This is a genomic window from Nitratireductor aestuarii (genome assembly GCF_014641695.1).
Taxonomy (GTDB): Bacteria; Pseudomonadota; Alphaproteobacteria; order Rhizobiales; family Rhizobiaceae; genus Chelativorans; species Chelativorans aestuarii.
The window spans coordinates 154533-180517 of the sequence record NZ_BMIF01000006.1 but is presented as its reverse complement, the minus strand read 5'-3'; the positions used below and the strand labels follow the sequence as shown (position 1 = coordinate 180517).

Below are 25985 nucleotides of genomic sequence, written 5' to 3'. Positions count from 1 at the left end.
AAATATTCCGTTGTCAAGCGCAAGGAGACGCCATGGACCGTAGTGATATCCAGGACGAAGCCGATTTCAGATCGACCACTCACGTGCAAGGAGCGGCATCGTTCTCGAAGTTCATGACGGTGCTGCAGATCATTGCCGACACCCCAGGAACATTGGACATTGCCCAGCTGACCAAGCGCGCTCCATTCCCTCGGGGAACGGTCTATCGCCTCGTCTCCGCGCTCATTGCTGAGGGCCTCGTCATCCAGTCAGGAGAGAGCGGAACGTTTCGCCTGGGGCCACGCCTCCTCCAGCTTGCAGCAAAGGCCTGGGAAGACTCGGACCTGCGCTCGATTGCGCGAGATTTTCTGGTGTCGCTTCGCGATGCAACGGATGAAACCGTGCACCTCGCGGTGCCGAGCAACAACCGGATGGTCTACATAGACAAGCTCGTCGGCTCCAACCGGGTGCAGATGAAAACCAGCATCGGGGCGCAGGTCGAACTTCACTCCACATCCGTAGGCAAGGCGTGGCTGTCCGGCCTTCCAGATCAGCGGCTCGTGGAAGTTATCAAGACCCTGGACCTGAGGCGTCATACCGACAAGACATTCACAACACCCGAGAGCCTGCTGGAGGAATTGAAGCGCACACGCGAGCAAGGGTTCGCCTTCGACGATGAGGAGAATGAGCCGGATATCCGCTGCCTCGGCAGCCCGATCTTCAATCGCTTCAGGGAACCCGTTGGGGCGGTCAGCGTCAGCATGCCTGTCTATCGCCACGACGTGCGCAGCCACGAACTCTGCGCGCGGCTCGTCCGCCAAACGGCGCAACAGATCAGCACTGAATTGTCCAGGATGGTCTAACCCACAAGCGCTGCGCAGGGGCGGCGGCCCCTGCGCATAGCCTCTTCTGATCATGTCAGTATGGAGATACCAAGTTGCGATTTCATCACTGCGCAAGGACCTTACTTACTTCTGGCCTCGTCATGCTTGCCTCGACGGCACTGGCACAGACAGAAGACGAACTGAGAGAGCTGGGTCCACACGTCCATGGGATCGGAAATCTGATTGTCGCCATCGAGGGCAACGAAATTCAGATGGAGTTCGTTGCTCCCGGCATGGATATCGTCGGGTTCGAACATGAAGCCGACACCACCCGGCAGAAGAGAGCCGTCGAGGCTGCGCTCGCCGACCTCAAGGAACCTCTGACGCTCTTTGAGTTGCCCCCGTCCGCAGGCTGCACCGTCACCTCCGCTGAAGCAGAGCTTGTCGCAGAAGGTAACGAGACGGAAGGGCATGAGGAGGCAGAGGCTGAGGCCGACGAAGACTACGAAAATCACCACAGCGAATTCAGAGCCAACTACGCTTTCACCTGTGTGGATGCTGCCCAGGCCCAGTCGATAAACTTCCGCTATTTTGATCGCTTCCGCGACGCCCACGATCTCAACGTAACGTTCATTGATGAGAACGGAGAGGTCGCCTTGGCCGTGTCCCGCAATTTCCGGTATATGGAAAGATAGTGTGGAAGCGCACGCATTAGCCGACGCCGTGAATTTGCGCGGTGTCGAATATCGGTGGAATACGCGAAATTCATTCACCTTATCAATCGGCGCCTTTCAGGTGCCGCGCGGCGAGCGTCTGCTTCTGCTCGGCCCCTCGGGTAGCGGGAAGTCAACGCTGCTCAGCCTGCTGACCGGCATCGCTTCGGCCCAGGCCGGAAGCGTGGAGATCCTGGGGCAACCGCTCAATGAATTGCATGGCAGCGGTCGTGACCAGTTCCGGGCAGAACATTTCGGCATTATCTTTCAGATGTTCAATCTTCTTCCCTATGGCTCCGTCATCGACAACGTTCTGCTGCCGCTCAACTTCGCCCCGGCGCGTCGCGCGCGTACCGTGGCTGCCGGGGGCCTGGAGAGTGAAGCCCGCCGGCTCTTGACGAGCCTGGGCCTTCCTGGAGATATTGGCAGGCAGAAGGCCGCCACTCTGAGCGTTGGACAGCAGCAACGCGTTGCGGCTGCGCGGGCGCTCATAGGCTCGCCCGAGATCATTGTCGCTGACGAACCCACATCGGCTCTCGACGAGAACCGGCAGCAGGATTTCCTCGACCTGCTGTTTGATCAGGTTGACGCCAGCGGCGCTACGCTGATCATGGTCAGCCACGACCGACGCCTGGCGCAACATTTCACAAGGGTCGTCGAATTCGCTGACATCCTGACAGTCTCAAAAACTGAAGGCAGCAACAGATGATCATTGCCCGCCTTGCTTTGCAGTCCCTGCGCAACCGTTGGATCACGGTTCTGCTGACGATCCTCGCGATTTCGGTCAGCGTCATGCTGCTTCTGGGTGTCGAAAAGGTGCGCAGCGGAGCAAGAGACAGCTTTGCCGGAACCGTATCCGGCGCGGATGTGATCATCGGTGCGCGGTCAGGGGGCATGCAGCTCCTTCTTTACTCCGTCTTTCGCATCGGCAATGCCACCAACAACGTCACGTGGCGCAGCTATGAAGACATTGTCTCGCGAAAAGAGGTGGCCTGGGCCATTCCGCTCTCGCTTGGCGACAGCCATCGTGGCTATCGGGTCATCGGAACGACCACGGACTATTTCGAGCATCTGAAATATCGTCGCGGCCAAACCCTGAAGTTTGAGGCAGGCGGACCTTTTGATGACCTGTTCGATGTCGTTCTCGGCTCAGAGGTTGCAAGCCGGCTCGGCTATTCGCTCGGTGATCAGATCACCCTCGCGCATGGCGCCGGCTCTATCGGGTCGCAGCATGACGACCTCCCCTTCCGGGTATCCGGCATTTTGGTACGCACTGGCACGCCGGCAGACAAATCCCTCCATGTGAGTCTCAAGGCGATCGAGGCCATTCATGTGGACTGGCGGTCTGGTTCAAGGATCCCCGGTCAGGTCACCTCGGCGGATCGTCTGCGGCAAATGTCGCTTCCGCCGAGTGCTATTACCGCGGCCATCATCGGCCTGAAGTCGAGACTCCAGGTAATCAGCTTCCAGCGGGCAGTCAACGAGTACAGGGCCGAGCCGCTTTCGGCCGTGCTGCCGGGACTCGCGCTGCAGGAAATGTGGGCCCTGGTCGGCACCGCCGAGACCGCATTGCTGGGTGTGTCCGTGATGGTTGTCGTGACTTCAATGCTGGGCTTATCAGCGATGATCCTGTCGACCTTGAACGAGAGGCGGCGTGAGATCGCTATACTGCGTTCGCTGGGCGCGAGACCGAGGACGATTGCTGCACTCTTGGTCGGAGAAGCGACGCTACTTACTCTGGCCGGCATCGCTATCGGCACCGCCGCGCTCTATGCGGTTCTGATGGTGGCTCGTCCGCTGATCGATCGCCAGTTCGGGATCGACATCGTCATTCAGCTTCCATCCACGACCGATGCCATGTTGCTGCTGGCAATATTGGTCGGCGGAATACTGGCCGGTTTGCTGCCGGCCTACAACGCTTACAGGACGTCCCTTGCAGACGGCATGATGGTGAGGACATGAAATACGCAGGATTACTCGTCAACGCGAGATCGATGCTCTGTCGCATTGGTCTCATTCTGGCTGCACTCTGCCTCGGCAGCAGCGCTGCATTCAGCGTCAGCACGACCAAACTGAATTGGGAGATGTTGATTCCGCAAACCGAACCGCTGGAAAATTTCTTTGAAGATGTACCGTTCGACCAGCAGCAGGCATTGCGAAATCTCCTCTATCTGGAAGCCTACCCCAAGGGTGACGTAAGTGAAGAGGTTGCCGCTGCGCGCGAGGAAGCCCGAAACAGGGTTGCCGTCGCCAGAGAGGATCTCGAAAAGCAGGGCGTCGATATCGATGATCTTTACGAGCGGTACAAGAAATGGGCGGCGGAGGTTGAGAGACGCGGCACCCTGACCGAGCCGAAGTTGGATGGTGAGCGGATATCCATCTCCGGCTATCTGCTGCCGCTGGATTTCGACCCGGACGGGACGACCGAGTTCCTGCTGGTTCCCTATTTCGGGGCGTGCATCCATGAGCCGCCGCCGCCGCCGAACCAGGTGGTCTACCTCAAGTCTTCCTCCCCGTACGCGCCCACAGCCTTGTTTGAAGGCGTTACGGTGACGGGCACGATGCGCGTTCAGCCCGCAACGAAGGATCTCTCCTTCGTGGATGGTTCGAGTGAAGTCGCATCGGCCTACATACTCGAGGGCGACACGATCGAACTTTATCAGGAGTAAGAGAGACCGGTCACCGGAACCCGGTGACCCTGAGAACTTCCGCAGGCGAGGTCAGACCCTGGCCTGCCTTTCTGGCGCCGTCATGGGACATGGTGCGCATGCCCCGCTCCAGAGCCAGTGCTTCGATCATGGCGTGATCCGCCCCTTTCGAAGCAAGTTCGGTGATTGCTTCATCGAGAACGAGGATCTCGAATACAGCGATGCGGCCGCGATAGCCCGTCGAGTTACAGCGACCGCAACCAACCGCGTTGAAAACCTTCTGACCCGGAGAGAACCCGACAGCCTGATAGCGCGTGTCGGAGAAGAAGAGCTCGGGCGAAAGAACCCCCTCTTCCTTGCAGTGGTCGCAGAGCCGCCGCAACAGGCGCTGAGAGATGATGCCCCGCAGAGCGCCGACAAGAAGGTAGGTCTCCACGCCAAGGTCGCGCATACGCGTGAAGGCAGCTGCTGCAGTGTTCGCGTGGACGGTAGACAGCACGAGGTGACCGGTGAGAGCTGCCTGGACCGCAGCGCGTGCCGTCTCGCCGTCACGCATCTCGCCGATCAGGATCACATCGGGGTCCTGACGCACAAAGGCGCGAAGTGCCGACGCAAAGGTCATGCCGGCAGCCGTGTTGATCTGCGACTGGACGATGCCCGGAATCTGGTACTCGACAGGGTCCTCGATCGTCACGATCTTGCGGCCGGGATCGTTGAGCTTGGAAAGCGCCGCTGCGAGTGTTGTCGTCTTGCCACTACCGGTCGGACCGGCAACGGCGATCATGCCGTGCGTGTGCTCGAGCAGCCGGTGCATGATCCGCCGATCGTCCTCGTCGAGACCCACGCCCGCAAAATCCAGAAGAACGCTGTCGCGATGCAGGATACGCATGACGACCGTCTCACCGTGGATAGAGGTAAGGGTCGCTACGCGCAGTTCGATTTCGCGGTCGCCGACCGGAAGGCGCATCGCACCGTCCTGAGGCTTCCGGCGCTCGGTAATGTCGAGGCCGGCGAGCACCTTGATACGCGATACGATAGCATCGCTCATTTCGTGCGGCGGCGAAGGCATTATCCGTAACACACCGTCGATGCGAAACCGCATGACGAGCCTTCCGCGCATCGGTTCGATGTGAATGTCCGTCGCCCTCAGGTCGAGCGCGCGCTTGAAGATGTCATCGACGACAACGACGACCGGCGCCCCGCTTGCAAGATCGCGCAGGCTATCGATCGCGGCTTCGGAGGTCGCTCCTTCGCCGGTGGCCTGGGCGACATACTGAGCGCCGGAAAGGTGTTCCAGGCAGGTTTCCAGATCGGGTGCGGGTATGACGCACACCTCTGCTTCCCCGTCGAGAACAGCCCGCAGTGCGGTAATCGGGTCATCGTCGCCTGGGTGAAGAACCCCTATGACAAGGTGTCCGTCCGGCGCCGTCAGCGGCGCGATCCAGTTCTCCACGAGAAATCGATTGGAGAGGTTCTGCGCGGCAGGCTTGTAGTCTGCCAGCTGCTGGCGGTCGAGAAGCCGCACGCCATAATAGGACGACAGGAAGCCTGCAAGCGCGTCGGCGTCTACGATCTGCGCTTCGATCAGGCGGTGAAGGTCCGAGGCTCGTGAGGCCTCGTTCTCACCGAAAAGATCCCGCGTCGCTTCACGGCTCGCCAATCCGGCGTCGGACAAAGCCGCCAGGAGGGAGTGTGAATGTAAGCCTGGAGGCATTGAGTTCATTGAACATACCTTCGCACTTGACCCTTTAGCACAACGGACGCCGGCTTGCGCAAACCGGATCCGGCTATTGGCTTGGTCCGCAGAGTAACCTGCCCGGCATAATTCCCGATCCTACGGTTTACCGGAAGGCTTTGCCAGACCAGAAGGCCATGCGGCACTGGAGTCAAGTGCTCGTGCCCTTCAAATCCTTACCAAGACCGGCCACCCGCTTTGCCGTTTCAGGTGACGCAAAACACGTTTTTTGCCCGCGCATCCTTAGGCAGGAATGGATATGATCCGGCTCACGCTTGGTTCTCCTCCTCCAGCTCGCGGTGCATCTTTACGAACCCGCCGTAGCGTTATATTTTAAATTCCACAAAATGGACAATTTGTCCACATTCGATTGAAAAGGGCTTGTCGGTTAATTCCCGATGCCATATCGATGTCCCGGAGGACGGTTCTGGGAGGTGTTAAATGTCCAACGTAAACGGTTCGAAGCGTCTGCGTTCGCGCGAATGGTTCGACAACCCCGATAATCCTGGTATGACGGCGCTTTATCTCGAGCGGTACCTGAATTACGGGCTGACACGCGAAGAACTGCAGTCCGGAAAGCCGATTATCGGAATCGCCCAGACGGGCTCTGACCTGTCGCCCTGCAACCGGCATCATATCGAGCTTGCCAAGCGGGTACGCGACGGCATTGTGGCTGCCGGTGGTGTTCCGCTGGAATTCCCGGTCCACCCGATTCAGGAGACCGGCAAGCGGCCGACCGCAGCACTTGACCGCAATCTCGCTTATCTCGCGCTCGTTGAGGTGCTCTACGGCTATCCGCTCGACGGCGTCGTGCTGACCATCGGCTGCGACAAGACCACTCCGGCGTTGCTGATGGCCGCGGCCACCGTCAACATTCCTGCCATTGCCTTGTCTGTCGGCCCGATGCTGAACGGCTGGCACAAGGGCGAACGCACCGGCTCCGGCACGATCGTCTGGAAGTCACGCGAGAGATACGCTGCCGGAGAGATCGACTACAACCAGTTCATGGATCTGGTCGCCTCATCGGCGCCGTCCGTCGGTTTCTGCAACACGATGGGCACGGCGACGACGATGAACTCACTGGCCGAGGCACTTGGCATGCAGTTGCCCGGCTCGGCGGCGATCCCCGCTCCCTATCGCGAACGCGGCCAAATGGCCTACCAGACCGGCTGGCGCATCGTGGATATGGTGTGGGAGGACCTCAAGCCCTCCGACATCATGACCCGCGAGGCTTTCGAAAACGCGATCGTCGTCAATTCCGCCATCGGCGGTTCGACCAATGCGCCAATCCATCTCAATGCCGTCGCGCGCCATCTCGGCGTATCGCTTACCACCGACGACTGGCAGAACGTCGGTCATCACGTTCCGCTGCTCGTCAATCTCCAGCCAGCCGGTGAATATCTCGGCGAGGACTATTACCATGCGGGCGGCGTGCCAGCCGTTGTGGCAGAGCTGTTGAAGGCCGGCCTGCTGCCCCACCCTGGAGCCGTCACCGCCAACGGCCGTACGATCGGCGACAACTGCGCCAATGCCGAGAACCTCGATACCAAGGTCATTCGCCCGGTTTCTGAGCCGCTCAAGAAGGATGCGGGCTTCATCAACCTGAAGGGCAATCTGTTCGATTCCGCGATCATGAAGACGAGCGTGATCTCGCCGGAGTTCCGCGAGCGCTATCTGTCGAACCCTGATGATCCCGATGCCTTCGAGGGCGTCGCGGTCGTCTTCGACGGACCCGAAGACTACCACGCCCGTATCGATGATCCGTCACTCGGCCTCGACGAGCATAGCATCCTGTTCATGCGCGGAGCCGGCCCCGTTGGTTATCCGGGCGGCGCCGAAGTGGTGAACATGCAGCCGCCTGCGTACCTCATCAAGAAGGGCATACATTCGCTGGCCTGCATCGGTGACGGCCGTCAATCCGGTACGTCCGGCTCACCATCGATCCTCAACGCTTCGCCCGAAGCGGCCGTAGGTGGTGGACTTGCGCTGCTTCGTACCGGTGACCGCGTCCGCATCGACCTGCGCAAGGGAACTGCCGATATCCTGGTGTCGGACGAGGAGATTGAGCGCCGTCGCGCCGATCTGCAGAGCCAGGGTGGCTATGCCTATCCAAAGCATCAGACACCATGGCAGGAGATCCAGCGGTCGATGGTTGACCAGCTTTCCGAGGGAATGGTGCTGAAGCCGGCGGTGAAATACCAGAACATAGCCGTCACGAGCGGCCTGCCCCGCGACAACCATTAGGGGCAGTTCCTGCCTGGGCCGAATGGCCTGGCAGACATCGCCCGCCAACTTCCATGGCGGGCAATTTGCCGGCAATTCGCCTCATCGCAGTCTCTCGGGAGGGCTCAGTACCCGCTGGACGAGGAATTCTGATGGATCTGGAATAATGTTCTGAAGATACGTTATGGTTAGTTCTCACGCGCGACGGAAATCCGGGCACTGTCCCCGCTTCCGCTTGAAGGTTTGACCGGGATGGCTTCTCCTTTCACCGCGGTGATCCGCGGCATGGACGACTGGATCGCGGGACCAGCCTCTCTGCTGGATGAGCTTTCACGCGTCAAATCCGGTAGCCGCGTCATCGGGTCGGTTGCTGATGACGGAAGTGAGCTTGAAATCCGGCCGGTATCGGGCCGCAAGCCGTCAGCCCCCCTGTCGATGCCAATATCCGAGGATGCTCAACCATCCGCCGCGTTTCGCAGCGCGGTGAACGGGAAGACGGTCCACCTCGGCATCCCGGCGAGCTGGGTGATCGCGCGCCGGATCGAACTGCCCATGGAGGCGGTCAGCCATCTTGACGGCATTGTTGCGTCGCGTATGGGCGCGCTTTCGCCACTGCCCGTCTCCGACATCTATTTCGGCCACAAGGTGCTCGAGATTGCCCGCGAGGCGCGGCAGGTGACGGTTGCCGTCGCGGTCGTTCCGCGCTCGCGCGTTGCTGCTGCCCTGGCATGCCTGAATGTGACGGAGGCCCGCCAGGTTCTGATTTCCGCGCCGTTGCCCGAAGGGGGCGACGTAACCGTCTCGACGTTCCGCCAATTGGGCACAGGAACCCGTGGCCGGATGAAGCTTCTTCTCGCCGGCATGCTCGGGGCCAGCATCGTCGCAGCCATCGCCGCCCTGGCGGTGGGGCCAATGATCAAGGACAGCTATGCCGAGCGGCGCGCTGCGGTCGAGATCCGAGCCGAAAAAGCGCGGCAGGCGATTGCGTTCGCAGCCACGCCAGTCAAGGCTGAGACCGCGCCCGAGCAGACCGCATTGAACATCAAGGACGACGCCGTGAGCGCGCTTGGTGCATTGAATGACCTGGCTGAGGCGTTGCCACTACACTCGTATGCAACGGAGGTGTCTTTCGCCGATGGCCGCATTCGCCTCTCCGGGCGTACGCTCGACGTACCGGAAGTGCTGACCGCGCTGGAATCGTCTGGTCGTTTCGAAGACAGCAAGTTGGTCGGACCTGCTCTGCGTGGTGAGGACGGCGTTACCTCGGAGTTTGAGGTAGACACCCGACCGCTCCTGCGCACAGGAGGGTCGCTGCGATGAGAACGACCCTGTGGCGCGACAAGCGGCTTCAATCCCTCATCGTCATTGCGCTTCTGGTTGTCGGAGCGTTGGTCGTTGTCGCCGATACGCTGCTGACCTGGCGCGCGGAGGCGCAGGCGCTCGCGCTCTATGAAGAACGGACCGTCCTGCTTGAACGCAAGGCATCCAGTTCTGCGGTCAATCAGGCCGATACGCCCACCCTCGACCTTGGCGAGAGCAAGATACTTCTCGATTCCCAAACCAGCGGGCTCGTCTCGGCCGAGTTCCAGCGCCTGCTTTCCGAGCGCGTCGAGCGCGTGGGCGCCGTTATCAGGCGCGTCGATGTTCCCACGGACGGCCTTGTCTCGAGCATCGGCGATCCGCAGTTGGAGGATCTGGAACGGGTGCGGTTGACCGCCGACATCGAAGTTGTCGAGCAATCGCTGCCAGATCTCCTCTATGCGATAGAGGCAGGGTCGCCCGTCATGATCGTTGACAGCTTCAGGCTCCGGTTGAACCGCAGGGTCGATGTGGCAGGGGGAGGCTACCAGGCCTATGGCTCGCTCGATCGGCCGTTGTCGCTGAACGTCTCGCTGTCCGCCTTCCGGGAGAAGGGGCCTGCGTCATGACGATGCTGCAGCGCGTACCTTTGATCGTCGCTCTGCTGGCGATTACATCTAGCCTCTCCTTCGGCATGGAGGAAAGTCTTTCGGTCAGGGAGCGCCCCTTGAGCGACTACGCGGCCCTTCGGGAACGGCCCCTGTTCTCGCCGGATCGGACTGCTCCGACAAAGTTCGTGGCCCCCGAGCCTGAACCTGTCGTTGTGGAACCTGAGCCCGAGCCGGAACCCGAGCCCATTCCTGCCGCTGCACCCGATTGGCAGCTGATCGGCGTTGTGCGTTCGGGAAGGTTCAACAGTGCCACCTTCATTTCCCCAGCGGAAACGAACGCCTTCACGCTCCGGATGGGGGAAAGCCGTGAAGGATGGACCTTGAAGGTGGTTGGTCAATTCGAGGTCAAGCTCGACGGAGCGGGTGGCCGAGCCACGTTGGGCTTCTCCGATGAGGCTGGCGGTGGTGGTGGTGAGGAGGGTGAATGGTCGCAACAACCCTGGAACCCTGTCCCGCAGGGAGAATCCGCTCAATACGAACAGGGAGGGTAAACCGGTGGGAGGGTTTGCACCGTTCAACACCCAGCCGAGATCTCGATTGAAGGTCTCCAAGAACGACGTTTTTGTACGAATATCTCCTCTGAAGGCGCGCGATGGCTTCGACAGCATTCGCGTATAAAGCCTTGAATGGCGCAGGGCGGCTTGAACTCGGCCGGATCGATGCGTCGGATTCCGACGACGCCATCCAGAAGCTCGGCGCGCGCGGCTTGATCCCGGTGAGTGTCGAAGAAGAAGCACAGCAGTCAGCCGCACGGGCGCCGATATTCACCACGCGAATCCCGCTGGCGGCGGTTACGCAGCTGCTCTCCGATCTGTCGATCATGCTCAATGCGGGCATCCGGATCGACGAAGCGCTGGCGATCATGGAAAAGGAGTTCGATAGCGGCAAACTTGAACCCGTCGTCACCCGCATTCGGACTGACCTCGCTTCAGGCAAGTCGTTTTCCAGTGCACTGGAAGCATGGCCCGCCCTGTTTCCGGCATTTCAGGTCGCGATGGTTCGTGTTGCGGAGAGCTCCGGCAAGTTGCCTACCCTCCTGTCGCGCATCGTGGAGGAGCGTCAGAATTTCGAGGCTCTGCAATCCAAGGTCAAGTCCGCACTGCGGTATCCGGCGGTCCTGTTCGCCGGCACGATCTGCGTCCTGGTGTTCTTCATGGTTGGCGTGGTTCCCCAGTTCGAACCGATGATCGTGCAGGGCGGCGACACGGACACCATGATGGTGGTGATGTTCGGCGTTTCGAACTTCCTCAGCTCCTACGGGCTGGAACTCCTGCTTGCCCTAGCTGTCGTCGTCTTGCTGCTGGTCGTGGCGGCGCGGCGGGGCCTTCTATGGGCATGGCTGTGGGGCAGCGCCAAGAAACTTCCGCTTGTTTCGGAAATACCGGGCAGCTACCGGACAGGTCGCTTCGCCCGTCTCCTCGGCATCATGGTCGAAACGGGTGTGGCGGTTCCCCTGGCTTTCAAGCTCATCTCCGACACCATCGATCATGGTGAGGCGGCCCGGGTACGCGCGCAGCAGGCATCCGACGCGCTGCGGCAGGGCAACAGGCTTGGCCACGCACTTGAGATTCTCCAGCTTCCGCCGCTGGCGGTGCGCATGTTGAGACTTGGCGAGCAAAGTGGTGAACTCGCAAGTCTCTCCTATCGTGTCGCCGACTTCTATGAAGTCCGGCTGGAACGTTCGCTGTCCCGTATCGTCGGGCTTGTCGGCCCTGCGGCGGTGGCAACAATCAGCATTTTGATCGGGGGTATGATCGTGTCGATCATGTCTACCCTGATGTCCTTCAATGACATGGTCCGTTAGGAGCCGGAGTGCATGAGCATACATTTTGCAGTTGATTCCCATCTCACGCAGCGCCAGCGAGCGAAGCGCCGCAAGGCGGGCTTCACGCTGATCGAGATGCTGGTCGTTCTGGCCATCATCGGACTGATCTCGGCCCTCGTCGGCCCTCGCGTTCTGGCGCAGTTGTCCGATTCCCGCGAGCGCGCGGCCAAGCTTCAGATCGAGGCATTCTCCAGTGCGCTCGATATCTTCTACATCGATGTCGGCCGGTATCCGGTGCAGGCAGAAGGCCTTGGAGCCCTGGTGCAAAAGCCCTCATCCGTTCAGGTCTGGAACGGACCATACCTTCGCACTAACGGCGTTCCGCTCGATCCCTGGGGTAATGAATACAAATATTCCAGTGATGGAAAGACATTCACCATCACCTCTGACGGAATCAATGGCGGCGGCCGGTCATAGGGGCAGCATCGCCCGTAAGAAGGGACAGCGCGGTGTCGTGCTGATCGATGTCATCGCGGCACTCGCCATCTTCGCCCTGGCGGCCTTCGTCCTGATGCCGCGGCCCTATGCCCGCATCGGAGCTGCCGAACTTTCCGGCGAGGCGGTTCGTGTCAGCGGCGAGTTCCGCAAGGCCCGGGTGAAGGCCATGACCTCGGGGGATATCGCGGATGTCATGGTTGATCCGGCTAGCCGGCGCATCCAGGTAAAGGGCGCCCATCCGATTTCAGTTCGCGACGGTGTGGCGATCGACTGGACCACGTCGGACCAGTGCCCCATCCAGGGCGGAACGAGAACGTTGCGGTTCCTCGCTGACGGGCGATCCTGCGGAGGGGTCATGAAACTTTCCGCCAGCGGCAGGGCCATAGAGCTGCGTGTCGACTGGTTTACCGGCCGCGTTGAGATGAGCTCGAAATGACAGCGCGACACAGACGCGGCTTTACGCTGATCGAGGTTCTGGCTTCGCTTGCAATTGCCTTGCTGCTGATCGTTCCGATCGCGCGCATCATCACGGGCGCCGCCGGCGCGTTCGCGGGGCTGGACCGGTCGACGGACCGCCGCGTCAACATGCAGGCTGCCATGGCAGTGGCCATGACGCTCGATCCGCTGCAACCGGGGCGGCGTGAGATCGGAGATTTCACGGTCCTCGTGGAGCCCTACGACTTTGAACGCAGCGCTGCCCTGACTGAAGCCGGATGGCAGCTCTACTCCGTCACGGTGCGCAGCACCGCGGATAGGGATAAGGATGTGATGCAGACCGTTTGCCTTGGCAGGCTGCAATGACAGGCAGACGAAGCACTCAAGGTGGTTTTACGCTGATCGAAGCCCTGGCTTCGTTGTTGCTGGCGACGATCCTGTTCGGCGGGCTGTCGATGTACACAGGAACCTGGGTGCGCCACTGGCAGGGGATGATCGACCGGGGCGGTCGCGAAGACACGGTGGCTGTCATTCTGGACCGGATGGTCGAAGACCTGGAGTCGGCGCAGCCCATCGATCCCGATCCCAACAGCGCAATCATTGCAGTCCGCTTCGACGGAAGTGCTGAAAGCGTCACCTTCGTGCGTCCCGCACTCGGCTATCAGGCACGCGCGGGGCTTGATGACGTGACCTATTCAATAGGACTGGCGGGAAGCGACAGGGCCCTCATTCGTGCTCGACGTGATCATCTGGCAACGTCGGGCGGGGAGGAGCTTCCGTTGATGCGCGGTGATCTGAAGCTATCGTTCAGCTATGCCGGGCCGGATGGCGAATTCAATCCCGAATGGACAAGCACCACAAGACTGCCGTCACTGGTCCGCATCGAACTCTCCGGCAGTTCTCCGCGCCCGTGGGAGCAATCGGCAATAGCCCGTTTGCGCGTCGAGATGCCCGCGCATTGCGGCGCCGGCGAAGCGCTTGCGCGTTGTCTGCAGCGCTACGGCAGCAGCTTCTGACTCCCGCAGGGAAATTCAAAAGAAATCCTTCGTCCGCGCAGCATACGTTTACCTCCTCAATATCTCCGATCGCCCCGCGCCACCAGTCTGGCGTTGGACATGACCGGGTAGAGCGGTTGCTCGCACTTTGGGTTGCGTAAAGGCTATACCGAGATCACATCTTCTCAATTGTCGCGCGAGCAAATGCTGCGATACTGCGATCGGCCAAGTGTTTACAGCTATCATGTCAGATGAGTTCAGCTGCTGGGGGCCGTATCAAAAGACCACATATACTGGTCTAAAGTTTTTCAGGAGGAGAACGTAATGACTGTCAGCCGACGCTCATTGTTGAAGGCCGGTGCCGGCATTGCCGCCGCGGGGGTTGCCACTAGCGTTATGCAGGTCAATATTGGCCATGCTGCGTCACCGCGCGTAGCCGATATTGTTGTTATAGGTTGCGGCTCGGCGGGCCTTGGCGCCGCAGTAGCCGCCGCCGAAGCGGGCGCATCTGTAATTGTCCTTGAGGCTCAGCCGCATATTGGCGGACGTGGTATCGTCAGCTCGGGCAATATTCCGATTGGAGGCGGAACACCTGCCCAGATCGCGTCCGGCGTTGTGGACTCCCCGGACCTCCTGTATCGCGATCTTACCGATTGGTCCGTTACCCTGCCCAATGGTGCTACGAGCTATCGCTTCAACGACCGCGAGCTCATCCGCGCATTTGCCGACCACAACCTCTTCCTTTACGATTTCCTGGTCCGCAATGGCGTCAGGTGGACGAGAAGTACGGTCGACAACGTCGGCGGCAATGAAGTCGGCAATTCCGTCAACCGCATGATGCATACCGCAATCATGAACTACGTGTCGGTCCGCACCGGCCTGCCTGTCGCTGCAAACCAGCAGGCGACCACGTCGCAAGGGCCGGGCTTCATACGTCCGCTCGAGGCCTCAGCACGGGCAAAAGGCGTCACCATCCTGACTGAACACCGTCTGGTTGCAGTGCGCCGGATGCAGCAGGGGGTAACGGGCGTCGAGGCCTCCTATCAAGGTCGCACGGTTAACATTCAGGCGCGCAAGGGTGTGATCATCGCCAGCGGCGGTGGCAATGGTAACGTGGAATACCGTCGCCAGTTCGATCCTCGACTCACGGCAGAGTATTGCGGCGTCGCAGGCGAGCCTTACTCCTTCCAGGACGCCAGCGGTATCATCGCTGGTCTGAATGTCGGCGCTTCCCTCGCGGGCACCTACAACCAGACCGCAGAGTTTGGCACCAACATCACCAAGCCAACTGCAATCGGAACGCAGTACAACTACTCGTTCCTGCAGTGGGGACCGCAGAGCCCCGTCTTCCATCTAGCGAAGGCCTCCGGTCTGGCCAACGTCAACAACCAGAACGTTATCCATGTAAATATGCTCGGAAACCGGTTCTTCGACGAAACGGCTGGGCAATTCCCGACGAATAGCGCTGGTCAGGTCAGCAATTACGTTCAGGGTAGCTACTTGAATGCCAAGAACGTTAACTGGAACCCACAAAACTGGATCAACGCCGCTTTGGCGGGAATCGGTGACGGCAAGAATGGCGGCGGCCCAATCTGGGCTATCTTCGATGCGGATGCCGTAACTCGCCAGCGTTGGACTATAGGCGCGCCCTTCGTCGATGTTGACGGAGGCTTCTTCTTCCAGGCAAACACGCTGGAAGAACTTGCGCAGAAGATCATCATGCCGCATCAGCGCGTCCCCATGCCGCCAAGCAACCTGGTTCAGACCGTGGCGCGCTACAACAGCTTTGTTGACTCAGGCGTTGACACTGACTTCGGCAAGCCGCGCCCGCAGTACAAGATCCAGAATGGACCTTTCTATGCTGCCTGGTCGACACCGGTGATCCACGACGCAAGGTCGGGCCTGCGCATCAACGCCAACAGCCAGGTCCTCGACGTTGCCGGTCAGCCCATTCCGGGCCTCTACGCTGCTGGCGAATGTGCCGGCGGCTTCAGTCAGCACGGCAATGCTCGCGCCCTCGTCCAGGGTATCATTGCCGCAAGGCACGCAGCCCTTCGTCCGGCTTAAAGACCAGTACTCCCAAGCACAGTCCCGCCCGGCTTCTCGCCCGGCGGGGTTGTTTCATTTCTCAGACCAGCCCGAAGCTACCGATTCAAACCACTCGCCTCGTTCCGGACTTTGAAAAAGAGGTGCGTGCTTCAAGCAATGAGCGCCGAGCATCGGTGGAATACTGTAATGATCGAGGCGCGCCGACCTGATGCTCAGGACTGTCGATGGAGCAATTCCTGGATCAGCAGTTTCGAAGCCGGTTGAACCGGTCCCCCTTTACGGGTCACGAGCTCATAAGGCTCGCTTTGTGACGCCAGGGCCAACGGCAGGATACGCGCCATCTGCCGGATCTTGAAGAACCGTGCGACTTCGATTGAAACCAGAGCAACAAAGGACGGATTGGCCTGCAACAGCGTCAGCGTCGCAAATGCGGAAGTCGTCTCGAGCAGGTGCTGCGGAAAGCGTATCCCGCTCTCGCGATACTCCCGTTCGAGCAAGAGCCGCATCGGCATGTTCGCGCGATAAACCACCCATCGATATGGCGCCAGCTCATGCAGTGTAAGCTTCTTCGCGTGCCGCAGGGGATGGCCAACGTTGGCGATCACCGCGAGCGTCTCGTCCTGGAGCTTCACACTGTCATAGACCTGCGGCGTCTGGCTGACGGTCGTGCGGCAAATCGCAAGGTCGAGTCGACCGGCATCGAGCTCGGCCAACAGCGCAGCACTGGTGTCTTCGACAATCTCGACGGACAAGTCTGCCTGCCGAGCAACAAGCGCGGAGACTGCATCTGTGAGCAGCGGTACTGCCCCCATTATGACGCCCGCCGCCACCCGCCCGCCATGGCCGCGCGTGATACCAACGATCTCATCGCGCAGATGCGCGAGATCTGTTTGTATACGGCGAGCATAGCGAATGACGCAATGGCCGACGACGTTGGGCTCAAGGCCGCGATTGGTGCGAACGAACAACGGCGTACCGAAGGTCGTCTCGATTTCCTGCAATGCCTTGCTGGCGCCGGGTTGGGTCAACGCGACCTGCTGCGAAGCCTTCAGGAGCGTGCCGTGCTCGCCCAGCGCCACCAGAAGCCTCAACTGTTTCAGGTGAAGCCTTGAAATGATCGAGTGAAGTGGTGGGGTCATGCCTGGATTGAACAAATGCTATACCGAGCGCAGATCGACCGTGAGGATTTCAAATGAAGTTCCTTGGTTGTCCGGATGGACAACCGGGATCTTCTTCCGACACAAAGTCTATGATCAACGTACATCGGTCCTCCACATTCAGAACAGGCAGGGTTCTTATCGACCGGCAAGCTGATAAGAAACCTGCTGTGACCCAACATTGGCGTGCATCACACCAACCCTCCCGGGTCACTTGAAGTCAGATGACTATGCCTCCAGCACTATCGCGTCTCGCACTACCGGGTTGCGAGAACGCCTTCTTCCGTTATGCCCTGTCACCGCATCCGATAAACGCTATTAGATAGCTGACAGATAACTATCTACTACGCCCTCGGGGCGCGGCCAGATACCATTGCTCCCGGCTTGCCGCGGCGCGCGATCAAAGCGATTTCACTGCGCCCGGCTTGACGAGAGTGCTGCTCGACCGCGTTCCATTGACAAGCGGGCGGCCGAAAAGCGGAATGTCGATCTCGAAGGTGTCTCCAACCTCGACCCTAACCCCGTCTCCAAACGATGCTACAGACGTACCCAGGAATATCGCGTGGACGTCTCCCGCACGTAGAAACTGGTTGTACTTGAAATGGTGAAATTCGATATTTTCGATGGAGTGGGACATGTTCGCCTCTCCTGTCGGGAAAGGTTTTTCCCAGATGGGCTTGCCATCGCGCAGGATCCGGGCTGTCCCTTCAATGTTGTCCGGCAACTGACCAACGAACAGTTCGGGACCGAAGGCACACTGCCTCAGCTTTGAATGGGCAAGGTAGAGGTAGTTCTTCTTTTCCATCACGTGATCGGTCACTTCATTGCCAATGGCATAACCGACCCTGTACGGATTACTATCCTCACCGACGACATAGAGTCCGACGATTTCCGGCTCCTCGCCCACATCGTCGCTGAAGTCGGGAACATCCAGAGGCGCGCCCGGGGCGACAATGGCAGACCCATCTCCCTTATAGAACCACTCAGGCTGCACGCCCGCTGTGCCGCTGGCAGGCTTCCCGCCATCCAGGCCCCATTTGAACATGCGCTCCGTGTCGGTCATGCTGGCTTCATCGCCGGTCGACGCCTTCTGGTGCATTTTCGAGCGCGAAGAGGCGCTGCCCATGTGGGTCAACCCGGTGCCGGCAACCATCACGTGGGCTGCATCGGGGTGGTCAATCGGTGGCAACACCTTGCCGTCGGAAAGCAACTGGTCGTAGTCGTGCGATGCACCTACGCCAAGTTGCAGCACCTGATCATCGATCGAGCGGTTTTCAGCGATAGCCCTCAAAGCCAGTTCGCGAATGCTATCGACGCCACGCACCTCGCGCACCGCATTTCCGTCAACAACGCCAATGGCGCGCGAACCGTCTGGCCCGACGAACTGGATCAGCCGCATAGTCTTATCCTCAATTCATACAACTCCGACCGTTGCGACCGGATTTAGGAACCCAAGCATCCTCTCAGGGACACCCGCTTGTCTACAATGTAGGCATACTGTCCACGAATGGTTAGCTATAAGGCCGAGTGATGTCAAGTTCTACAGGACATCATACAGCGCGGCGGTGTGCCCTCCCCCGGACGCTGTCACATTTTGCTTTGCAGGGAGCCTGCAGCGGCTCTCCTGAAGCCAGTTCTCCCAGTGTGCGGTTCGGATTTCACCGCAAGCTGTTCCCTTCAGGAAGCAAAGGCGCGGGCGAACACTGGATCCGGCTTCAGGTAAACAGTTCCGCCTTCGTCGGGAAGGGAAGAGACAGCACTACCGGGGATCTCGGCAAGCACTTCAACGCCTTCAGGCGTGACAGCCCGCACTCTGGCAATTGCGCCTTGATACGTAATCCCAGCCATCCTTGTCTCAATACCAGCCTCGTTCTTTGCAGGCGACACAGTAATATTTTCCGGGCGGATCATGAGATCGACAGTACTATTTTCTGACGGAAGTTCCTGCGAGGGGATCTTCAAGCGAGTTCCGCCGGATAACTCAACAACGTGCTCCCTCACGGATATGACCTTTGCTGGCAGGAAATTGGCCTTGCCTATGAATGAAGCAATGAAGCGCGTCGCCGGGCGGCTGTATATTTCTACAGCGGAACCAAGTTGTTCAATTACACCTTTATTCATCACCGCAATTCTGTCGGCGATGGCCATAGCCTCGTTTTGATCGTGGGTCACGAAGATGGAAGCGTTGTTGCCCCGGGCACGGATAGGAAAAGCGCCAGCACGACCTCATCGAACGACGTTATGAAAGCCATCGCGGCGCCGGCGACCACTGCGGGCCGGATGACCGGAACCAAGACCAGGAAGAAGCTGTGGAATGGCGTCGCGCCGAGGCTGAGAGCAGCCTCTTCCAGACTACGGTCAAACCGCTGCAAGAGAGGCAGAACGATCCGGATGACCTAAGGTATGCACAGAATGGTATGGGCTGCCACAAGTCTCCATGTGCCGACAGGCAGTCCGGAGTGCGAAAGGGAGGAGCTCGCCGACCCGCATTCATGCCCGGCCGGCGAAGGAGACGGCAGGTGCGCTGCATCGGCTCGTGTGGAGGACCAACGAGCTGAGCAGTGCACGACGATGCAAGAGATTTTAGATCAACACACTGCCTTGACCAGATTGATCAGGAAATCCCCGCATGCGTTCAGTTAGTTAGTTGCGAGGTATTCATCGGGTTGATGCGCCTGACAGATATCTCCGGGACCGCAGACGACGACCGGCATTTACATGGCCGCGCGGAAGCAGCCTGCCTCCGTGCCGTATGACAGCCTTACGTCACCGTTACGACCGGCACATCGCTTGACCGTCAATACCGAAGGATGTTCGGCCGACATATCAAATGCTGGATAGGCATAGACTGGCTCAATGGTGACTCCGCAACCGGGCACGCGCGCAGCCATGTTTTTGTCAAGACGTCGAACCTCAGCCATGATCAGACGCTCTACCAGGAAATCAGGATCTCCCCGGCAGAAAGCGGAACTCCATGTCGATCACACATCGGTCACCGGCGGAAGCCGCTATCACTGCTCATTCACGAACATGCCGGCAGCACCTCGCCAGCAGATCGGCAACTTGCCGACGTGATCCTGTCCTTTCCCGGGGATATCGCCAGCTACACCGCAGTGGAACTGGCCAAAATGGCTGGCATTTCGAACGCGGCCGTCAGCAGGTTCGTGCATAAACTCGGCTTCCGCAACTACGAGGACATGAAGCGGCACGCACCCGACCTTCGGAGTGAAGGTGTACCGAACTACCTGCTGGAGAAGGACCCGACCGATACGGTCGGCCAGATCGCACGCCATGTCCATTTTGGGCAGCAGAACATCGCTGAGACCTTTGCCAGCCTTGATCCGACAGAGTTGGCGGCAGCGGCGCAGGGTATGGCTGACGCCGGAAAGGTCGTCTTCCTCGGCATGCGCAATGGTCACTTCCTCGCCAATATTTGAGATGGCAAGTCAGCCTGGTGTGCCCAACACCGCGCTACTCCCGAACGACGGGGAGACTATCGCAGAGTCCTTATCCAGCCTCACCGAGCGCGATGTTGTCGTTGTCTTCGCCATCCGCCGGTTGGTGCCACTGGTCCGCGCAGCGCTTTCCCTGCTGCCACAACTGAAAGCCCGCTCACTTTTGATCGTGGACCAACATTACCGCAAGCCCTTGAAGCCCACATGGCTACTGCGTTGCGTGACAACAGCCCCTCGCCACTCGACAACCACGCCGCCGTCCTGGTGCTGTGCCACATCATGGCAGACGAACTGTTTCGTCTACGCGGAAATACCGGCCGGCATCGACTGACCGAGGTTGAGGACATGCACCATCTGCTGGGAGAGATTTGATCGAGAACTCAACCGCTCGCAGCTTAGTCGAATATGCTGGCGATTGCCGTCTGTTCGGCCTCTACCCATCGGCGAACATCCTTGTTCACTTGCTCAATTTCCTTATCGGTAAGGTGGTGTGCTCCATCCTTATCAATGCGACACAGACTGAACGGTTTACCTACGCTGGGAGAGGTCTCGTCAAGTGCCTGCAGGACCCTTAGCACAGCCGCACAGCCGAAGCGCAGAGATCGCCTGGTCAAGGAAAAGTGAGACAGAAGCGAGCCGGCCTGCCGTGCCATAGCCGCGCCGCTGCCGACGGCGTGGAATCCGATATCGGCGTAATTGCCGATCATGCCGGAGGGCGTTATCTCAATGATCCAGGGTTCGCCGTCTCGCCAACCTGCTGCCATCACGTAGGCCGCGGGGGTCCCGCCATCTTCCTCACCGGGGACATCAGGGATGAACGTCTCATAATGATGGCGGAAGATGGGGAGGAGCAGTTCCTGCATCGCTCGTCCGATATCCGGCGCCTCCAGAATAGCTGCGCTGTTTTCGTTAAAGCTGCGCCTGACATCGAAGAGGACCGATCGCGCGCCACTGCCGCCCCATGCCGCCTGACCGCCCAGAGGGTGCAGCTTCTCGGCAGGATATGTCATGCCGCGCCCCTTGTCCGTGATCTGGGAGTCTGAGCCGAGCACAACTCCATCCTGGCAGACGATTGCAAGCACGGCGGTCATGGGTCAGTCCTCTCAAGGCGTGAATTTCGGGAATTCGGTCGAGAATTACCCGAGCGTAGCCGGCTGCATCCTGAAGACCGTCAGAAGGCAAATAAACCCATCTCGTTGGCAATTGTTCCCCTTAGAATCATTTCGGTGTTTCACAGAAATGCTGAAATGACGAACACGGAGCCGCCTTAGCCCCAATAAACGAGCAGATGGGAAGGCGCCGATTGCGTAGCGTCCAGCTCCAGTCTGAAGGAAAGTTCGCGCGATGACCTGCTTCGCTGGAACTTCAAGCCATCGAAACCACTCGTCAATTCTGCACGACGAGCCCGAACCAAAGATCAAGGAAACGGCTGCGCTTCAAGGGGTCGAGGAATACCAGAAGTTCGGGGCCAGGATCGATCATCTGGATGTTCTCAATCACGCTTGGTTTCTGTGGCGTGATGAGGCCGATTTCGCTGAACGCATCAAATACCCGCTGAGAGGTAAGCAACGAGACAAGGCCCCCTGCCTGCGGCACAGGACCAGGCCAGGTGACCCCATGAGGAACGAGGCCGCACCAGGGCAGCCCCAGGACATAGTCCTGCGGCACGATGATCTCGATCTCGGAATCGCGGCGGAGAAAACTTCGCGCGCTTGTGATGGGAATATTATAGCCGAAGTCGATCGTGCCAGCGGAAAGCGCGCTCAGGAGCTCATCCGCGGTGTCAAAAATCCGCGCCCGCGACGCGCCGAACGCAGCCGAAATGCGCCAGAACATCGACGAGCGAAGCGAATCCTGGGATGCGATGGCATAAGCGACACTGTCGGTTCCCACATTGACGATGCCTGCACGTCCCTGGAAACGGTTCCCACCCTGCTCAAGCATGCGCGCAAGATCCAGTCGTGTGCGGGGAAGGTCCTGTTCGGCAATGCTTCCTTTCCGCGTTACGAAGACCGCCGGATCGTGGCCCAGAACAAAGACCTCACTGCGCCAATGGGGGACATCAAAGCCGCTCTCGAGAACCTGCGGGAACGTGCGACCTTCATTTGCCAGCTGAACGGCGAGGTCAGGGGTAGGCAGGATTGCCAAATCGGGTAACTCGGCGACATTTGCCTGGGCGGAGAAGCGAGCGACTATCTGCGCCGGCCGCGCTTCCTGGGCAGCAACGGCGATCTCGCCGAAGGGAAGGCTAGTTGAAATCGCGTCCACCAGCAGATCCAGCCTCGGAACAGATTCATGAACCAGCAGCCGCAAGGGTCTGCGCCCTTGTGCAAAGGTAGACGTAGGTACAACGCTGCCGATGAGCGAGAGGAGCAGCGAGCGACGGTTCATGCGCTCATCCCCCTCCCCTCAACCGGTCTTGGAAGCTGGAGTGTCACTTCCGTCCCGCCCTGCTCGCGGTTACGGATTGAAATACTGCCGCCCATTGCCGTGGCAACGTTGCGCGCAATCGACAGGCCGAGACCGGAACCAGGCTTGCTGGCGTTGGCTCGCTCGAAACGCTCGAAGACCAGCCCCAACTTCTCCTCGGGGATTCCCGGCCCCTTGTCGCGCACATGGAACAGGATGCTTTCTCCCCCAGCGTTCAGTCCCAACTCGATTTCGCCCGGTGCATGGGTGATCGCATTCTCCACCAGGTTGAAGACCATCTCGGCCAGACCGACGGGTTCGGCATGAATGATGACCGGATGCTCTGGCAGGTTCAGCACGAAAGAGATGTTCTCTTGCAGGTGGGGACCTTCAGCCTGCACCCGCCTTATCGCATTGCCTATGACATCTCGCATGTCCACCGTCTCGTGCACCCGCGTTTCCAGCGAATGGAGCGTTGTCGCTTCCGAAAGGATCTTGTTTGCCAGCACGCTGGCACTCACGGAATTGGAATGAATGCGGCGGATAATCTCCTTCTGGCGTCCGTGCGATGCTCCATCAAGGGCAAGCTCGGAAAGAGCACGGATGGCAGTCAGCGGCGTGCGCAACTGGTGAGCCGCGTCAGCGGTCATGTCCTTGAGGCCGAGCAGTACGGAATTCAAGCGCGACATGAAATCGTTGAGTGCGGAAACAAGGGCCGTGACCTCGCGCGGAACAGGCCCTTCGATCGGCCGCAGATCGGAGACGGCACGCAAGCGCAACTCTGTCTCGACGGTTCTCAGTGGTTCGAACGCCTTGCGCATGGCGAGCCAGATCAGCAGGAATGCAAGCACGGCAAGCGACAGTGCCGGAACAGTTGCGCTCATGGTCAACCGAAGACCGAGCTGGTCGCGTGCCTCCCGGGTCTCGGCGACGAGAATGTCGATCCAGCCCCCCTCACCAGCATCGGCATGGTAGCGGGCGACGGCTGCGATACGGACGGGATCACCCCGGTAGGAGCTGGAAAAGAACCGCAGGCCCGGGCCATTCCCCGGCGGAATCTCGAGCCCCAGGGTCGGACTACCTGTTATCAACGAGCCGTTTGGGGCAACGATGCGATAGAAGATCCGGTTCAGCCGCGAGGTGCCAAGAATGGCAAAGGCAGCATGCGGCAGATCGACGGTCGCCTCACCATCTTCGATTGAGACAGTGTCCGCAATCGACAGGGCGGCGGCACCAAGAACCCGGTCGAACGCCTCTTCTGCCGCCGTGTGGGCATACCACCGAACCGTCAGGAAAACGATCCCGCTCACCAGAACCAGAAGTGCAGCTCCGCTGACGAGCAGCCGACGCTGGATCGAATAATCAGGACTCACGCGCTGTCGTCCTCGCGTATGCGCAGGAAGTAGCCGATGCCCCTATGGGTGATGATCTCGATACTGCTTCCCTCGAGTTTCCGGCGAACGCGCGAGACGAGAAGTTCTATGGCGTTGGGCGTACCGCTGTCCTCATAGCCAAATAGCTTCAGCACCAGATTTTCCTTCGACACCGTCTCGCCCGACCGGCTTGCGAGCAGTTCGAGGACGTCGAACTCGCGGCGTCCCAGATCCAGTGGCTCACCGGAAACCATGACCGCTCTGGAACCAAGGTCGATGGTGACGTTCCCCAACTTCAAAACGGGTTTCGAGGCACCGAGATGTCGCCGCGATACAGCCCTTATGCGAGCAACCAGTTCGGACAGGTCGAACGGCTTGACGAGATAGTCGTCGGCGCCAAGGTCGAGCAAACCGACCTTGTCGGCAATCTGGTACCGCGCCGTGATGACCACCACCGGCAGGTTGTTGCCGCTCTCGCGGATAGACCGCAGAACGGAAAAACCGTCCATGCCGGGAAGGTTGATGTCGAGGATGATGAGGTCGTGAGCGGCCGCTGCGGCCAGGGCCTCTCCTTCAATGCCGTCTCGCGCCACGGTCACGCTGTATCCTTCATCCTCCAGCCGCATGGAGATGGCGAAAGCGATGTCAGGTGTGTCTTCTATCAACAGGATGCGCATTTTGCTCCAGTAACAGGATTATGACAGCAATGAACACTATCATTGACGAACGAGGCGAAACAAACCTTTAGCCAGCCGACTGGCTGCACCTGTGGAGGTTGGGAAAGTGAGGCGTTGGGCTGGATGCATTGGCGGGCTCCTTCTGCTGACGTCGTTGGCGCGTAGCGATGCTACGACGTGCAGCCATCGTGGAGAGCTCGACGCGCCTTTCTGCGACGCGAATGGCGACCTCGTTGCCGACGTGCCCGCTGAGACCTCGGCCCTGCGCGACCCGCATACGCTGATCTGGGCCTACGCGCCGATCGAGGATCCTGCCGTTTATGCCAACCTCTTCAAGCCTTTCACCCGACACCTCGAGAAATGCCTGGGCCGACAGATTGTCTATTACCCCATCCAAAGCACGAAAGGGGAAATTCAGGCGATGCGGACGGGCCGCCTGCACTTTGCCGGGTTCTCCACCGGCTCCACGGTGGAAGCGGTGAACCGGGCTGGTGCCGTCCCCTTCGCGGCCAAGGGCATCGGCTCGGACGTACGTGGATACCACGTCATGGCCATCGTGAATGCAGCATCGCCCTATACTTCACTCCAGGATCTCAAGGGAAAGCGGGTTGCCCACGCCACTCCCCTGTCCAATTCCGGCCATCTGGCGCCATTGGCCTACTTCCCGGATGAAGGCCTGGCGCCAGGCAAGGACTACGCACCCATCATGTCAGGAAGCCACGACCGCTCCATCCTCGGTGTGGCGAGGGGCGATTACGACATGGCGGCAATCGCCTCCGACGTCCTGGACCGGATGGTCGAACGAGGCATGGTTGATCGCGAAGCGTTCCGTATCCTCTACAAGAGTGCAAAATTCCCGACCTCATCCTTCGCGCATGCTCATGACCTCGATCCGTCACTCGTCGAGAAAATGAAGGCCTGCTTCTTCAACTACGAATTTACGGACGAGATGAAGGCCGAGTTTGGCGGAGATGAGCGCTTTCTGCCGATACGCTACGAGCAGGATTGGCGCTCCGTTCGCGAAGTCATCGAGAAGGTTAGCGGGGCGCCTCCTCTCTAAGCCGTCGCAATCCTCATGAA

The 25985-nt window shown here is 59.7% G+C and carries 27 protein-coding genes; 18 read left to right on the top strand and 9 right to left on the bottom strand.

From position 1 onward, the window contains the following. Nucleotides 1-32 precede the first annotated feature (32 nt). The 5 genes from IEX27_RS11475 to IEX27_RS11455 all read left to right on the top strand — a co-directional run bounded on the left by IEX27_RS11475 (nt 33) and on the right by IEX27_RS11455 (nt 4185). A complete protein-coding gene (locus IEX27_RS11475; RefSeq protein ID WP_188721190.1) occupies nt 33-842 on the top strand; it encodes an IclR family transcriptional regulator in 810 nt (269 codons plus the stop codon). Between the two features lie 122 nt (nt 843-964). Further along, the gene (locus IEX27_RS11470; protein WP_188721189.1) at nt 965-1498 is read left to right on the top strand and encodes a DUF2796 domain-containing protein; all 534 of its coding nucleotides are present in this window, start codon (nt 965-967) and stop codon (nt 1496-1498) included. 100 nt (nt 1499-1598) lie between these two features. Beyond that, nucleotides 1599-2225, top strand: a complete 627-nt coding sequence (locus tag IEX27_RS11465) for an ABC transporter ATP-binding protein (RefSeq protein ID WP_244630333.1) — start codon at nt 1599-1601, stop codon at nt 2223-2225. Beyond that, nucleotides 2222-3478, top strand: a complete 1257-nt coding sequence (locus tag IEX27_RS11460) for an ABC transporter permease (RefSeq protein WP_210315529.1) — start codon at nt 2222-2224, stop codon at nt 3476-3478. Before IEX27_RS11465 ends, IEX27_RS11460 begins: the two co-directional genes overlap by 4 nt. Nucleotides 3479-3600: 122 nt before the next feature. Further along, complete coding sequence (locus tag IEX27_RS11455; RefSeq protein ID WP_188721187.1) at nt 3601-4185, top strand: DUF3299 domain-containing protein; 585 nt, start codon at nt 3601-3603, stop codon at nt 4183-4185. Between the two features lie 10 nt (nt 4186-4195). Here IEX27_RS11455 and IEX27_RS11450 read toward each other — a convergent pair whose 3' ends face one another. Continuing rightward, nucleotides 4196-5824 (bottom strand): GspE/PulE family protein, encoded by a 1629-nt coding sequence (locus IEX27_RS11450; protein ID WP_188721186.1) that lies wholly within the window; start codon nt 5822-5824, stop codon nt 4196-4198. 516 nt (nt 5825-6340) lie between these two features. Between IEX27_RS11450 and IEX27_RS11445 the strand changes: the two genes are divergently transcribed. From IEX27_RS11445 to IEX27_RS11400, 10 genes are all read left to right on the top strand, one after another. Then, nucleotides 6341-8143: an IlvD/Edd family dehydratase gene (locus IEX27_RS11445; protein WP_188721185.1), complete on the top strand. Its 1803-nt coding sequence runs from the start codon at nt 6341-6343 to the stop codon at nt 8141-8143. Between the two features lie 231 nt (nt 8144-8374). Continuing rightward, nucleotides 8375-9442 carry a PilN domain-containing protein gene (locus tag IEX27_RS11440; protein WP_188721184.1) on the top strand — a complete coding sequence of 356 codons (1068 nt, stop codon included), beginning with the start codon at nt 8375-8377 and terminating at the stop codon, nt 9440-9442. Further along, nucleotides 9439-10050, top strand: coding sequence for a GspMb/PilO family protein (locus tag IEX27_RS11435; RefSeq protein ID WP_188721183.1), 612 nt, complete (start codon nt 9439-9441; stop codon nt 10048-10050). Before IEX27_RS11440 ends, IEX27_RS11435 begins: the two co-directional genes overlap by 4 nt. After that, the gene (locus IEX27_RS11430; protein WP_188721182.1) at nt 10047-10583 is read left to right on the top strand and encodes a hypothetical protein; all 537 of its coding nucleotides are present in this window, start codon (nt 10047-10049) and stop codon (nt 10581-10583) included. Before IEX27_RS11435 ends, IEX27_RS11430 begins: the two co-directional genes overlap by 4 nt. A 101-nt stretch (nt 10584-10684) precedes the next feature. After that, nucleotides 10685-11896, top strand: a complete 1212-nt coding sequence (locus IEX27_RS11425) for a type II secretion system F family protein (RefSeq protein ID WP_188721181.1) — start codon at nt 10685-10687, stop codon at nt 11894-11896. Between the two features lie 12 nt (nt 11897-11908). Further along, a complete protein-coding gene (gene gspG, locus IEX27_RS11420) occupies nt 11909-12334 on the top strand; it encodes a type II secretion system major pseudopilin GspG (RefSeq protein ID WP_188721180.1) in 426 nt (141 codons plus the stop codon). After that, complete coding sequence (locus IEX27_RS11415; RefSeq protein WP_188721179.1) at nt 12315-12791, top strand: hypothetical protein; 477 nt, start codon at nt 12315-12317, stop codon at nt 12789-12791. Before gspG ends, IEX27_RS11415 begins: the two co-directional genes overlap by 20 nt. Beyond that, nucleotides 12788-13156, top strand: a complete 369-nt coding sequence (locus tag IEX27_RS11410; protein ID WP_188721178.1) for a prepilin-type N-terminal cleavage/methylation domain-containing protein — start codon at nt 12788-12790, stop codon at nt 13154-13156. The genes IEX27_RS11415 and IEX27_RS11410 overlap by 4 nt, the downstream gene beginning before the upstream one ends. Next, entirely contained in the window at nt 13153-13806 is a 654-nt protein-coding gene (locus tag IEX27_RS11405) for a PulJ/GspJ family protein (protein ID WP_188721177.1), read from the top strand. Before IEX27_RS11410 ends, IEX27_RS11405 begins: the two co-directional genes overlap by 4 nt. 303 nt (nt 13807-14109) lie before the next feature. Then, nucleotides 14110-15852, top strand: a complete 1743-nt coding sequence (locus IEX27_RS11400; protein WP_188721176.1) for an FAD-dependent oxidoreductase — start codon at nt 14110-14112, stop codon at nt 15850-15852. Nucleotides 15853-16046: 194 nt separating this feature from the next. On the opposite strand, the gene IEX27_RS11395 is transcribed toward IEX27_RS11400, so the two are convergent. From IEX27_RS11395 to IEX27_RS11380, 4 genes are all read right to left on the bottom strand, one after another. Further along, complete coding sequence (locus tag IEX27_RS11395; RefSeq protein ID WP_188721175.1) at nt 16047-16973, bottom strand: LysR family transcriptional regulator; 927 nt, start codon at nt 16971-16973, stop codon at nt 16047-16049. A 418-nt stretch (nt 16974-17391) separates the two neighbouring features. Beyond that, a complete protein-coding gene (gene araD1, locus IEX27_RS11390) occupies nt 17392-18390 on the bottom strand; it encodes an AraD1 family protein (protein WP_188721174.1) in 999 nt (332 codons plus the stop codon). Nucleotides 18391-18668: 278 nt separating this feature from the next. After that, nucleotides 18669-19139 carry a TOBE domain-containing protein gene (locus tag IEX27_RS21570; protein WP_188721173.1) on the bottom strand — a complete coding sequence of 157 codons (471 nt, stop codon included), beginning with the start codon at nt 19137-19139 and terminating at the stop codon, nt 18669-18671. A 20-nt stretch (nt 19140-19159) separates the two neighbouring features. Beyond that, nucleotides 19160-19372, bottom strand: a complete 213-nt coding sequence (locus tag IEX27_RS11380; protein ID WP_280516485.1) for an ABC transporter permease — start codon at nt 19370-19372, stop codon at nt 19160-19162. Between the two features lie 429 nt (nt 19373-19801). Between IEX27_RS11380 and IEX27_RS11375 the strand changes: the two genes are divergently transcribed. After that, nucleotides 19802-20428 (top strand): MurR/RpiR family transcriptional regulator, encoded by a 627-nt coding sequence (locus IEX27_RS11375; RefSeq protein ID WP_188721172.1) that lies wholly within the window; start codon nt 19802-19804, stop codon nt 20426-20428. A 222-nt stretch (nt 20429-20650) separates the two neighbouring features. Further along, entirely contained in the window at nt 20651-20818 is a 168-nt protein-coding gene (locus IEX27_RS11370; protein ID WP_188721171.1) for a hypothetical protein, read from the top strand. Nucleotides 20819-20841: 23 nt separating this feature from the next. On the opposite strand, the gene IEX27_RS11365 is transcribed toward IEX27_RS11370, so the two are convergent. From IEX27_RS11365 to IEX27_RS11350, 4 genes are all read right to left on the bottom strand, one after another. Beyond that, complete coding sequence (locus IEX27_RS11365; protein WP_188721170.1) at nt 20842-21537, bottom strand: Ntn hydrolase family protein; 696 nt, start codon at nt 21535-21537, stop codon at nt 20842-20844. 295 nt (nt 21538-21832) lie between these two features. Continuing rightward, complete coding sequence (locus tag IEX27_RS11360; protein ID WP_188721169.1) at nt 21833-22837, bottom strand: ABC transporter substrate-binding protein; 1005 nt, start codon at nt 22835-22837, stop codon at nt 21833-21835. Next, nucleotides 22834-24228 (bottom strand): sensor histidine kinase, encoded by a 1395-nt coding sequence (locus tag IEX27_RS11355; RefSeq protein WP_188721168.1) that lies wholly within the window; start codon nt 24226-24228, stop codon nt 22834-22836. Before IEX27_RS11355 ends, IEX27_RS11360 begins: the two co-directional genes overlap by 4 nt. Beyond that, the gene (locus IEX27_RS11350; protein WP_188721167.1) at nt 24225-24905 is read right to left on the bottom strand and encodes a response regulator transcription factor; all 681 of its coding nucleotides are present in this window, start codon (nt 24903-24905) and stop codon (nt 24225-24227) included. The genes IEX27_RS11355 and IEX27_RS11350 overlap by 4 nt, the downstream gene beginning before the upstream one ends. Nucleotides 24906-25011: 106 nt before the next feature. On the opposite strand from IEX27_RS11350, the gene phnD reads away from it, so the two are divergent. Further along, a complete protein-coding gene (gene phnD / locus IEX27_RS11345; RefSeq protein WP_188721166.1) occupies nt 25012-25965 on the top strand; it encodes a phosphate/phosphite/phosphonate ABC transporter substrate-binding protein in 954 nt (317 codons plus the stop codon). Nucleotides 25966-25985: the final 20 nt, after the last annotated feature.